Annotated in this window: 11 protein-coding genes; 5 read left to right on the top strand and 6 right to left on the bottom strand. The window is 68.0% G+C overall.

The features are described from left to right. Positions 1–77 precede the first annotated feature (77 nt). The 5 genes from mnmE to ASF34_RS08000 form a co-directional block, all read right to left on the bottom strand. Positions 78–1,385, bottom strand: coding sequence for a tRNA uridine-5-carboxymethylaminomethyl(34) synthesis GTPase MnmE (mnmE, locus tag ASF34_RS08020; protein ID WP_056161127.1), 1,308 nt, complete (start codon positions 1,383–1,385; stop codon positions 78–80). 248 nt (positions 1,386–1,633) lie between these two features. Next, positions 1,634–2,977 carry a transcription termination factor Rho gene (gene rho, locus ASF34_RS08015; RefSeq protein ID WP_056160436.1) on the bottom strand — a complete coding sequence of 448 codons (1,344 nt, stop codon included), beginning with the start codon at positions 2,975–2,977 and terminating at the stop codon, positions 1,634–1,636. 267 nt (positions 2,978–3,244) lie between these two features. Next, positions 3,245–3,913: a Smr/MutS family protein gene (locus ASF34_RS08010; RefSeq protein ID WP_056160434.1), complete on the bottom strand. Its 669-nt coding sequence runs from the start codon at positions 3,911–3,913 to the stop codon at positions 3,245–3,247. Then, entirely contained in the window at positions 3,910–5,100 is a 1,191-nt protein-coding gene (gene mltA / locus ASF34_RS08005) for an MltA domain-containing protein (RefSeq protein ID WP_026176274.1), read from the bottom strand. The genes ASF34_RS08010 and mltA overlap by 4 nt, the downstream gene beginning before the upstream one ends. A 16-nt stretch (positions 5,101–5,116) precedes the next feature. Then, a complete protein-coding gene (locus ASF34_RS08000) occupies positions 5,117–5,842 on the bottom strand; it encodes a Tim44/TimA family putative adaptor protein (protein ID WP_056160432.1) in 726 nt (241 codons plus the stop codon). A gap of 437 nt (positions 5,843–6,279) precedes the next feature. Here ASF34_RS08000 and secB point away from each other — a divergent pair, with 437 nt between their 5' ends. The 4 genes from secB (at position 6,280) to ASF34_RS07980 (ending at position 9,990) form a co-directional block, all read left to right on the top strand. Then, positions 6,280–6,789 (top strand): protein-export chaperone SecB, encoded by a 510-nt coding sequence (secB, locus tag ASF34_RS07995; protein WP_018045838.1) that lies wholly within the window; start codon positions 6,280–6,282, stop codon positions 6,787–6,789. A 200-nt stretch (positions 6,790–6,989) separates the two neighbouring features. Next, positions 6,990–7,475: a DUF3429 domain-containing protein gene (locus ASF34_RS07990; protein WP_056160430.1), complete on the top strand. Its 486-nt coding sequence runs from the start codon at positions 6,990–6,992 to the stop codon at positions 7,473–7,475. A 99-nt stretch (positions 7,476–7,574) separates the two neighbouring features. After that, positions 7,575–9,113 (top strand): histidine--tRNA ligase, encoded by a 1,539-nt coding sequence (gene hisS / locus ASF34_RS07985; RefSeq protein WP_056160428.1) that lies wholly within the window; start codon positions 7,575–7,577, stop codon positions 9,111–9,113. 280 nt (positions 9,114–9,393) lie between these two features. Beyond that, a complete protein-coding gene (locus tag ASF34_RS07980; protein WP_026176273.1) occupies positions 9,394–9,990 on the top strand; it encodes a HupE/UreJ family protein in 597 nt (198 codons plus the stop codon). A 10-nt stretch (positions 9,991–10,000) separates the two neighbouring features. Here ASF34_RS07980 and ASF34_RS07975 read toward each other — a convergent pair whose 3' ends face one another. Continuing rightward, on the bottom strand, positions 10,001–10,624 hold the full coding sequence (locus tag ASF34_RS07975) for an FMN-dependent NADH-azoreductase (RefSeq protein WP_056160426.1): 624 nt from the start codon (positions 10,622–10,624) through the stop codon (positions 10,001–10,003). A gap of 154 nt (positions 10,625–10,778) precedes the next feature. On the opposite strand from ASF34_RS07975, the gene ASF34_RS07970 reads away from it, so the two are divergent. Then, positions 10,779–11,714: a ring-cleaving dioxygenase gene (locus ASF34_RS07970; protein ID WP_056160424.1), complete on the top strand. Its 936-nt coding sequence runs from the start codon at positions 10,779–10,781 to the stop codon at positions 11,712–11,714. The last annotated feature ends 290 nt before the right edge of the window (positions 11,715–12,004 follow it).

Genomic DNA, 12,004 nt, shown 5'->3' with positions numbered 1-12,004 from the left:
CTTCGCGGAACGCTTGACGCATCGGCACAAGGCGATTTCGGACGGAAAAGGAATCCCGGCTCGGTCTGTCCGTATCCTTATTTGCCGATACAGAATCCTGAGAACAGGCGGTCGAGCATGTCCTCAACGCCAACCCGGCCGGCAACCTCGCCCAGGGCGCGAACGGCGAGGCGTAGATCCTCGGCCAGGAGTTCCGGAAGGGCAGGGCCCGACAATACCCTGTCTAGGTGACCGCGGCAGCGGGTCAGCCCGTCGCGGTGGCGTTCGCGGGTGACGAGGGCATCGCCACCGCCGAGGGCGGCCTCCGCCCGTGCCTCAATGAGGTCGAGCAGGCGATCGATGCCCTGCCCGGTCAGCGCCGAGACCGCTATGTCGCTGCCCCCATCGCTTCCGAGATCCGCTTTCGTGCACACGAGAATGCTGCGGTCGGGTAGGGGGAGCGCTTCATCGTTCGAATTGTCGCTGGCGCGGAGAGCGAGGACGAGGTCGGCCTGCTCCATCCGCTTGCGGGTGCGGCGAATGCCTTCGGATTCCACGGGATCGGCGGTGTCACGCAGTCCCGCCGTATCGACGATGATGACTGGCAATCCGCCGAGATCGCAGCGGATTTCGATGAGATCGCGCGTCGTGCCGGGAATCGCCGAGACGATGGCGGCATCGCGTCGGCTCAGGGCGTTGAGCAGGGTCGATTTGCCAGCATTCGGCGGGCCGGACAGCACCACCACGAAACCTTCCCTCAGGCGCTCTCCCCGCCGGGCATCGGCAAGAGCCACGTCGATCTCGTCGCGGATCGCGCGGGCCTTCACATGCAGCGCAGCGTCGAGCGCCGCTTCGTCGACATCGCCTTCATCGGAGAAATCGAGAGCGGCCTCGGCTCCGGCCAGGAGATCGATCAGTCGGTCCCGCCAATCGGTGACCTTGCGACCAAGGACGCCGTCGAGTTGGCGCAGGGCCTGGCGCCGTTGGGAATCGGTTTCCGCGTCGATCAGGTCTGCTGCGCCCTCGGCGGCGGTGAGATCCATCCGCCCGTTCTCCACTGCGCGGCGGCTGAAGGCCCCCGGTTCGGCGAGGCGGCATCCGGCCTGTGCTGCGAGGGAGGCCATGACGGCGGACCGAACGGCGAGGCCGCCATGGAGGTGGAGTTCGGCCATGTCCTCGCCGGTGAACGTGGCGGGTCCTGGCATCCAAACGATGAGGGCGAAGTCGAGTACGTCGCCGCTTGCAGGGTCGCGCAGCGTGCGGAGCGACAACCGTCGGGGCGGCGGCAGGCGCCCGGCCATCGCCCCAAGGAGAAACGAGGAAGCCGGACCGCTGATGCGGATCACGGCAACAGCGGCCCGGCCGAAGCCGCTTGCCGGCGCGAAGATCGTAGTGCCGTCGCTCATGGCCGACATGCTGCCAAGTCTGGATGAAGCGGGGAGAGTACCCCCCACTCGACGACTACATTAGTCGGCAAATCGAGTGCTTTCCGGCGGAAAACATCATTCGCCGCCCTTGATGTTGTGTTCTCCGCGATCGACCTCTCTCCAAGGTCCCGGCAGGAGATGACACGAGGTCGAGAACAAGCATCCTCCCTCGCCCGGGAACACCCGTCGTCTATCGACGGGCGTCCGAGCTGGAGGGAGGACCGTTCTCAGGTGTTCATGGAATCGAAGAAGTCGTTGTTGCTCTTGGTCTGGCGCAGCTTGTCCATGAGGAACTCGATCGCGTCGGTGACGCCCATCGGGTTGAGGATGCGGCGCAGCACGTAGGTCTTCTTGAGCGAATCCGGCGGGATCAGGAGCTCTTCCTTGCGGGTGCCCGAGCGGGTGATGTCGATGGCCGGGAAGATCCGCTTGTCCGAGACCTTGCGGTCGAGAATGATCTCGGAGTTGCCGGTGCCCTTGAACTCCTCGAAGATCACCTCGTCCATGCGCGAGCCGGTGTCGATGAGGGCGGTGGCGATGATCGAGAGCGAGCCGCCTTCCTCGATGTTGCGCGCCGCGCCGAAGAAGCGCTTGGGGCGCTGGAGCGCGTTGGCGTCGACACCGCCGGTGAGCACCTTGCCGGAAGACGGCACCACGGTGTTGTAGGCGCGGCCGAGGCGGGTGATCGAATCGAGCAGGATGACCACGTCCCGGCCATGCTCCACGAGGCGCTTGGCCTTCTCGATCACCATTTCGGCGACCTGAACGTGGCGGGTGGCGGGCTCGTCGAAGGTAGAGGCGATGACCTCGCCCTTCACCGAGCGAATCATGTCGGTGACTTCCTCGGGGCGCTCGTCGATGAGCAGCACGATGAGGTAGCATTCCGGGTGGTTGATGGTGATGGACTGCGCGATGTTCTGCATCAGCACGGTCTTGCCGGTGCGCGGCGGCGCCACGATCAGGGCGCGCTGGCCCTTACCGATGGGGGCCACGATGTCGATGATGCGCGGGCTGAAGTCCTTCTTCGGCGGCGCATCGAGTTCGAGCTTGAAGCGCTGGGTCGGAAACAGCGGCGTCAGATTGTCGAAATGGACCTTGTGCTTGATCTTCTCCGGGTTCTCGAAGTTGATCGTGTTCACCTTGAGCAGGGCGAAGTAGCGTTCACCGTCCTTGGGACCGCGGATCGGTCCCTCGACGGTATCGCCGGTCCGCAGGCCGAAACGGCGGATCTGAGTGGGTGAAATATAGATGTCGTCGGGGCCCGGCAGGTAGTTCGATTCCGAAGAGCGAAGGAAGCCGAACCCATCCTGCAGCACTTCCACCGTGCCGGCGCCGATGATCTCGACCTCCTTGGCAGCGAGCTGCTTCAGGATGGAGAACATCAGCTCCTGCTTGCGCATGGTGGAGGCGTTCTCGACCTCGACTTCCTCGGCGAAGGCGATCAGGTCGGTGGGGGTCTTCGACTTCAGATCCTGAAGCTTGACCTCACGGTGCTGACCGAGATCGGCGGCGACCAATCCGACCTCGGCCGGCGGATCAACGGGATTGAGGGAATCGTTCTGTGACGTCATGGGAGAATGAGAACCGACGATGGACGAGGGTTGATCGGGCGGGACAGTCGGAGAAGCGCCGGATGCCTTGTCGGCACCTATGTCGAAGCGTCGGTAAAGACCGGCTCCGCGCATCGTCTTGAGGGAGCCTGTGGCTCTCGGATGCAACACGGCGTAAAAGGAGGGACTTCCCGCATATCGCGTTTTCGCATCCGGCTCAAGTCCCACTCGCGCGAGCGAATGACGAGCCGACCGGGGCCTTGGCGGGACGCGGTGGGGACCGACGCCTCAGCGACGCCTCAGACGCACATAGAGCGCGCCCGCGCCGCCGTGGTGGCGTGCCGCCTCCTCGAAGCCGATGACGATGCTGCGTAGTTCCGGCGAGCGCAGCCAATGAGGAACCTGACGGCGCAGGACGCCGCGCTCCGAGAACGCCTCGTCATAGCCCGACCCACCCCCCTTGCCGGTGACGACGAGGACATGGGCGTGGCCCGCCGAGCGGCAGCGCATGAGGAAGCCGACCAGGGCGCCGTGAGCCTCGGCCTGATACATTCCGTGAAGGTCGATCCGCGCCTCGACCTTGAGCGATCCGCGCCGCAGGGCGAGGCGCGCCTTGCGTTCGAGACCGGGCAGAGGCGGCGCCGTGACGACGGTCGCCGGGGCCGCGACGGGGGAGGGCGCGGGGATCGGCTTCACGATGCATTTCACCGGGGCCTTCACGCCGCCGGGCAAGGCTGGCCTCTCCGTGACTGGCTTCGTCACGGGTTTGGCGGCGAGCCCCGGCGCTTCCGGCTTTTTTCTCGGAGGAGGGGGATTCCCGGTGGCCGGAGCCTTGGCAATCGGCGTCTTGGCGATCGGCACGGTACGGCCGCGCAGCGGGGTGATCAGCCGCGCGATCTCGCCCCAGAGGAACGCATCCTCGCCCGACAAGCCGCGGGGTCTGCGCGGGAACCTCATGGAACGGGCGCCATACGCGGCTTGGGCAGCAGGACCACGAAACCGACTGCATCGCGCAGGTTGCCGGCGGCGATCCCTGCCGCTTCGCCCGTGCCGAGATAGAGGTCTCCCCGCGCCGGACCGACGATGGCCGAGCCGGTATCGGCGGCGACCACGAGACGCCCCGGCGCATCCTCCCCCGCGATCCGACCTTCGAGCCAGAACGGCGTTCCATAGCGCCACAGGGCGGAATCGACCGCGAGGCTGCGGCCCGGCGTCAGAGGTGTGCCGGCCGCTCCGGGAGGACCGAGGCTGGGATCCTCCACCTCGGCGAGGCGGAAGAAGATGTAGGAAGCGTTGGACTGCATCAACGGCTTGGCGAGGGCCGGATGGGCGCGGAGCCAGCCGGTCCAGCGGGCCAGCGTTAGGCCTTCGAGAGGCAGGTGTCCCGCCTGGACGATGAGCTTGGCCACCGAGGTGTAGGGACGGCCGTTGCGACCGTCATAGAGCACGCGCACGGCTCGCCCATCGGGAAGGCGCACGCGTCCCGAACCCTGGACCTGGAGCACGAAGAGGTCGACCGGGTCGCGCAGGTAGAGGAGCGGCCGGGCCCGCTCCCCGATCCCGCCCGCCTCGATGGACGCACGGTCGGGATAGGGCTCGAACCCGGTCCCCGTCGCCCGTGCCGCCCGCAAGGCCGGGTCGAGGCCGGGCTTCGTCTCGCCGGGGGCGAGGCTCACAAGATCGTCCGGCCGGGCGAGAGCAGGGGTGGTGAAGCCTGGGCCGGCGACGAGGGCGCCGGTGAGTTCAGGCTCGAAATAGCCGGTGAGGAAGCCCGTCCGGCGCGGCGGACCACCCGCCTCGCCCGGCCTCACGATGCGATAGGCATCGAAATTCCGCGTGAAGAAGGCCCCGGCCTCCTGAGGCTCGACCGACGCGGCACGGCTGCAGGCGGCGGCGAGATCTTCCGCCGAGCCGGCGACGGTCGAGGCGATTTCCACCGGGGGGGCGGCGCAGGTCCGGCGGAACGCGTCGAGGGAGGCGACCGGGTCGGGGCCGGGAAATCCCGGCAGCGTCGCGAGGTCCACCGGCTCCAGGATCGCCCCTCCCACGCGAAGCGGCCCGGCCGCGACAGCGACCGGGCCGGGGTGACAGCCAGCGACGAGAGCCAGGGCGACGACGGACGCCCGATTGAAAAACCCACTCACGACAAACCCTGGATCCTCAGGCGCCGGCTTCCGTGGCCACCAGCTGCCAGTTCGGATCGCGGCTGCCCAGCGTACGGGCGAAGGTCCAGACATCCGGCACTTCGGCCACGGCCTCGGCATTGCCGTCGATGACCTGACCTTCGGCGTTGCGGGTGGCGGTGATGAGGTGTGAGAGGAACCGCACCGTCACCTGCGCCACCTTATTGCGGACGTCCACGGCGACGATCTCCGCCTTGTCGAGGGAGACGAAGGTGGTCTCGACCGTCTCACGGCGCGATTCCCGGGCGGTGATCTCGCGCTCGAACCCGTCGCAGACCTCCCGCGAGAGCAGGCTACGGAGGGGCTTGCGGTCGCCCTTGGCGAAGGCGATCACGATGGCTTCATAGGCGCCCTTGGCGCCTTCCACGAAGGCACGGGGGTCGAAGCCCGGCTCCGCCTGGACGATGGCTTCGAGCCCCTGGGCGACGGCCGAGCCGGGCTCGGCGATGCCACGCCAGTCACGGACCTCGGCAATTGCGGCGGGTGCCGAATCGGTCTGCGGCTGGCCGCGGTCCGTGCCCGGCAGGCGCACCACGTTGTCGCCGTCCGACCGCGCCGGCGGCGGATTGCGGCTCCGGTCCACCGGCTTGAACGGCGAGCGCTCGGTTCCGGTCTTCTGCCCGAGCACCGACCGGAGCCGCCAGATGACGAACACCGCGAGCGCCAAGAAGATCAGGGTCGTCAAATCGAAGGAATCCTGCATCACTGATCCGATCGTGGCCGTCGCACGATATGTGTGTTCGAGGGGGGCTCCCGAAAATCCCACCGCTACGCTCTTTATCGGAGCGCCGCGCAAGGATCGAGCCGGAGAATCCAAGGACCCCGCCCTGGATGAGGAGGACGCGACCCACGATCTCAGCCCGCATATGGGACTCGCCGCGCGCCGTATCCAGCCAAGGAGTGGCCATGCCGGAGGGTTCAGGGTCAAGTGCGGATCGCCGAGTTCGGAGACGGCTTCGTTTCACGGGCCGAACTCCCAGCACTCGCGCCTCGCCTGCTCCCGCCGCTCGTCTTGTCCGAGGTGGCCCATCGTGTTAGCGCGCTGTCGCTCGGACCCGGCCCTGCGACGATCAGACGATACGCCGCGCAGCGGATCGCCGAGGTGCCCCGAAAGACCCCGCGAAAGAGGACGAGAACGCCATGGCCGACACCCCGGCACCGAACGGCAACGGCGCGGCTCCCGCCGAAGACCAGTCGCCCGCCATCAACGCCCTGGCGCAATACGCCAAGGATCTCTCCTTCGAGAACCCGAACGCGCCGCGCTCGCTCCAGCCGCAGGAAAGCGGCCCGCAGATCAACATTCAGGTCAACGTCAATGCCAAGCAGTTGGCCGAGGCCGATTTCGAGGTCGAGCTGACCCTGGAAGGCGATGCCAAGATCAACAACGAAGTGCTGTTCGCCTTCGAGTTGAACTATGCCGGCATCTTCCGCATGCGCAACATCCCGCAGGATCAGCTGCATCCGGCCGTGATGATCGAGTGCCCGCGCCTGCTCTTCCCCTTCGCGCGCCAGATCATCGCCGAGGCCGTGCGCAACGGCGGCTTCCCGCCCCTGTATATCGACCCGATCGATTTCGTCGGCCTCTACCGCCAGAAGGCCTTCGAGGCCCAGAACCAGCAGGCCGGGCAGACCGGACCGCTGGCTTCCTGATTCGGCGAGACATCGTCGATCCCGGAAACGCCTCGGCCGCTTTGCGCGCCGGGGCGTTTTCCGTTTCGGGATGCGAGCTGCGTGTTGCACGTGAAAACAGCCGCGCTTGGACTCCGACGCCGATCGATGCGCACTGCATGCCGGAACCCCGCTCCGGTGGGAGGGTTGCCCGGCGAAGCACAGCGAGAAGCGGTGACGGAATGGGTCGGGACGACAAGCGTACGTTCACCGTGAGCGAACCCCGTGCCGTGCCCTGGCTCGGCATCGTCTTCGGTTACGGCCCGATGCTGCCCTTTACCATCGGCGCGGCACTGGCTTGGTGGCGGCGCGACGATCTCGGGGATGCGATCCTCTACCTCACCATCCTCTGGGGCTGCGCCATCCTGCTGTTCCTGTCGGGCGTGCGGCGCGGCGTCAGCTTCCGCACCGAGGGCGGCCCCACCTTCATCCAGATCGCCACCATGCTCGGCCTGTTCGGCCTCGGCTTCGTCGCCCTGGTCTCCGCGTCCCTCGGCCTGACGGTGGTGGCCCTCGCCCTCCTGATTGCCGGCTTCACCACCGTGGCGATCCTCGATCCCATCGCCGCCCGCACCGGGGAGGCGCCGCTCTACTTCGCACGCCTGCGCCCGACGCAGATTCCCATCGCCATCCTCAGCCTGTGCGCCCTGCTGGCCCTGAAGCTCTGACGACGACATCCCTTGCCACGCCCGACGCGCTTGCCGCTCGGGAGCGCGCGGGATAGAGCCCGGCTGACACCGACAGACCGAACGCAAAGCGAAGACACCATGGCCAAGGCCGATCCCAAGAAGGCCGATTCCACGAAGGCCGACACGCTGAAGGCGCGCCTGCCGCGCGGCTTCGTGGACCGCCGCGCCGACGAGATCGCCGCGCAGCACCGGATGCTGGAGACGATCCGCCAGAGCTTCGAGCTCTACGGGTTCGAGGCGCTGGAGACCCCCTTCGTCGAATACACCGAGTCCCTCGGCAAGTTCCTGCCCGATCTCGACCGCCCGAACGAGGGCGTGTTCTCGTTCCAGGACGACGACGAATCCTGGCTGTCCCTTCGCTACGATCTCACCGCGCCGCTCGCCCGCCACGTGGCCGAGCATTTCGACGCGATCCCCAAACCCTATCGCAGCTTCCGCGCCGGCTACGTCTTCCGCAACGAGAAGCCGGGCCCGGGCCGCTTCCGCCAGTTCATGCAATGCGATGCCGACATCGTCGGCGCGGGCTCCGTCGCGGCGGATGCCGAGATCTGCATGCTGATGGCCGACACGCTCGAAAAACTCGGCCTGTCGGGCCAGTACGTCATCAAGGTCAACAACCGGAAGGTGCTCGACGGCGTCATGGAGGCCATCGGCCTCTCAGGCGAGGACAAGGCCGGGCAGCGCCTCACCGTACTGCGCGCCATCGACAAGCTCGACCGCCTCGGCGTCGAGGGCGTGCGCCAACTCCTCGGCGAGGGCCGCAAGGACGAGAGCGGTGATTTCGCAAAGGGCGCGGGCCTCGCGCCCGACGCCATCGAGCGGATCCTCGCCTACGTCTCGTTCCAGGCCGCTCCCGACGCAGAGGGCGACCGGATGGCGTTCTGGGAGCAGTTCTTCGGCTCCTGGAGCGAGGTGGTCGGCTCGTCCGAGACCGGCCGCGAGGGCATCGCCGAACTGCACGCCATCATGCGGCTCTGTGCGGCGGCGGGCTATGGCCACGACCGCATCCGGGCCGACCCCTCGGTGGTGCGCGGCCTCGAATACTATACCGGCCCGGTCTACGAGGCCGAGCTGACCTTCCCCGTCACCAACGAAGACGGCCAGACCGTGCGCTTCGGGTCGGTGGCGGGCGGCGGCCGCTATGACGGCCTCGTCGGGCGCTTCCGCGCGGAGCCCGTGCCGGCGACCGGCTTCTCCATCGGCGTATCGCGGCTGTTCTCGGCGCTGCAGCTGACCGGAAGCCCGCTTCTCGAAGGCACCGCGAAGCCCGGTCCGGTGGTGGTGCTGGTCCTCGACCGCGACAACATCGCTGATTACCAGCGCCTCGTGGCGCGCCTGCGTGAGGCCGGCATCCGCGCCGAACTCTATCTCGGCGGCTCGGGCATGAAGGCGCAGATGAAATACGCCGACAGGCGCGGCAGCCCCTGCGCGATCATCCAGGGCTCCAACGAGCGCGAGGCGGGCGAAGTGCAGGTCAAGGATCTGATCGAGGGCGCCAAGGCGGCGGGTGCCATCGCCAGCAACGCCGAATGGAAGGCGGCGCGCCCGGCCCAGTTCTCGGTGAAGGAAGACGAGATGGTCGAGCGCGTCCGCGAGGTGCTGGCGCGGCATTTCTGAGGACGGCTTCGCCCGATCTTTGCGCTCGTTCCCGGCGACCTTCCGCTTCGCTGCAGGTGGCCGGGAAAGGGGCGGGGTTATCCGCCCCGTCGCTGCGATGGGACAGGCCGTGCCGAGCTCGCTATCCCTCTGTCTTTCCTGGCCGCTTGGACCAAAACGGGAAGCGAGCCGGAACCCACGGAAGAAGGGCCTTGCCATCGTCGGCACGACCGTTGCCAGGACCGGTCACGTCCGGCATTCAGGGCGGGTGACGGCCTCTAGGGCTTCGGGGAGAGCGGGAATGAGAAGCTGCGTTCGAATTCTGCCGGGTCTGGCGCTCGGTCTCATGGCCGGTCCTGCCCTCGCCCATACCGGGCAGGGCGATGCGTCGGGCCTCGCCCATGGGTTCCTGCATCCCCTGACCGGTCTCGACCACATGCTCGCCATGGTGGCGGTGGGCCTCGTCGCCGCGCAGGTCGGCGGCCGGGCGATGGTCCTCGTCCCGCTGTCGTTCATCGGCATGATGATGGTGGGCGGCGCTCTCGGCGCGGCCGGCGTGGCGCTCCCGCATGTGGAGACCGCCATCGCCCTGTCCGTGGCCGTGCTCGGTGCCGCCGTCGCCCTGCGGCTGACGATGCCGGTCGCGGCGGCCATGGCCCTCGTGGGTGTCTTTGCGGTGTTCCATGGCCATGCGCACGGCGCCGAGATGCCGGAGGCGGCCTCCGGTCTCGCCTATGGCGCCGGCTTCGTGGCCGCCACCGCCCTGCTTCACGCCGCGGGCCTCGGTCTCGGCCTCGGCATGGGGCGTCTCGGTGAGGGGAATGGGCGTCCGGCCCTGCGTGTCGCCGGCGCCGCTTTCGCCGCCGCCGGCCTCGGTCTCCTGGCCGGCGCTTTCTGAAGCCGGGGCCCTACAGCGTTCGCGCCAGGGCTCCGGCCTCGGCGCGGGCCTGCTCGCGGGATTGCCGGTCGAGATCGGCTCCCATCAGACCCTTCTCCACCGCGATCTGGTGGACATCGGTGATGCCGACCATGCGCAGCCAGGTCGCCATATAGGTCGATTGGTGATCGTAGATCTCGGCGGGGAAATCCTCGCCGATGGCGACGCCCCGCGCATTGACGACGACCGCCTTCGCCTCGAGCATTCCGTTCTGGCCGCGCTCGTCGAAGGTGAAGAGCAGGTCCTTCTGGGAGACCAGATCGAACAGGTGCTTGAGCTTGTAGGGGATGGTGTAGTTCCACATCGGCACCGCGAACAGGATCAGGTCGGCGGCCTGGAACCTGGCCGCCAGGGCGCGGATGGCGACCCAGGCCTCCTCCTGCGCCGGGCTCAGGACGTCACCCGCCAGCGCCGCGTATTTGCCGGCCAGCGCCTCCCCGTCGAAATCCGGAAGCGGTGTGTTCCAGACGTCGAGCACGTCCACCGTACCCTCCGGATGCGTCTCTCCCCAGGCGTCCAGGAAGGCGCGGGCGACTTCGATCGACGCCGAGCGCTCCTTGCGCGGTGACGCTTCGACGTAGAGCAGATGGGGCATGCGCAGGGCTCCAATGGCGGTGAGCGGAGGGATGTATCGCGCCTCCCGCTCCGGTCCAGCGTCGGGTTGCTTTCCCGGATGATCCGGGCGGCCATCGCATTCCGTGGACGGACGACCCATCTCAGCGGGACATCGTCATTCGCAGGACAGGCCGATGCACCTCACCGGACTTCACCACCTCACCGCCATCACCGCGCGCGCCGCCGACAACGCGGCCTTCTACACGCGGATTCTCGGGCTGAGGCTCGTGAAAAAGACGGTGAACCAGGACGACGTCTCGGCCTACCACCTGTTCTACGCCGACGGCATCGCCGCGCCCGGCACCGACGTGACGTTCTTCGACTGGCCGGCGCCCCCCGAGCGCCGCGGCACCGACAGTATCGTCCGGACGGCGTTCCGCGTCTCGGGCGAGGGGACGATCGCCTGGTGGCACGAGCATCTGGCCCGCGAGGGGGTGAGCCACGAGGAGCCTATCCTGCGCGACGGCCGCCTCACCTTGGATTTCGAGGATGCGGAGGGCCAGCGCCTGATGCTGGTGGATGACGGCGGCGCAGGCGACGCCCATCCCTGGCCCGCCGGCCCGGTGCCGGTGGAGCGCCAGATCCGGGGCCTCGGACCGATCCGCCTCAGCCTCGCGCGGATCGGGGCGACGGAGGCCGTGCTCGCCGAGGTGCTCGGCATGAGCCACGCCCGGAGCTATGACATGCCGGAGGGCGAGGTTCGCGTCTGGCAGATGGGCGAGGGGGGCGCGGGGGCCGAGCTCCACCTCTTGGAAGAACCCGGCCTGCCGCCCGCGCGGCAGGGAGCAGGGGCGGTCCACCACGTCGCCTTCCGCATCCCCGATGCGGATTACGGCAGTTGGGCCGACCGGCTGAAGCAGCGCCGCATGCCTTCCAGCGGGCCGGTGGACCGCTATTACTTCCGCAGCCTCTATTTTCGCGAACCCAACGGCATCCTGTTCGAGATCGCAACCGACGGTCCCGGCTTCACCGCCGACGAGCCATTGGAGACTTTGGGCGAGCGCTTGTCCCTGCCGCCCTTCCTCGAAGGTCGTCGCGCCGAGATCGAAGCGGGTCTGAAGCCCCTGTGATCGCAAGGTCACCGGACCAGGCAGGTTTCACGAGATGACGAGCGCCGACCCGGATCGGCTGCGGCGGAGCGGCCGATGGAACGGGAGGCGGGCGCTCGGGCCGCCATCACCTGCCGCCATCACCTGCCTCGTCGGCGCGATGTCGCTCGAACGAAGCCGCGAACGGGCCATTCGACGCGCCCGCTGCATTCCAAAGGAAAGCATCGCCCCGATGGGCGATGATCCCCTCGTCTGCATGCAGCCCCTGGCAGGTAGATCGGGCCGGCTCTGCCGGTGATCGTGCCCACCCC

The sequence above is a fragment of the Methylobacterium sp. Leaf106 genome, from assembly GCF_001422895.1.
GTDB classification, from domain to species: Bacteria; Pseudomonadota; Alphaproteobacteria; order Rhizobiales; family Beijerinckiaceae; genus Methylobacterium; species Methylobacterium bullatum.
This window is presented reverse-complemented; position numbering and strand designations above follow the sequence as displayed.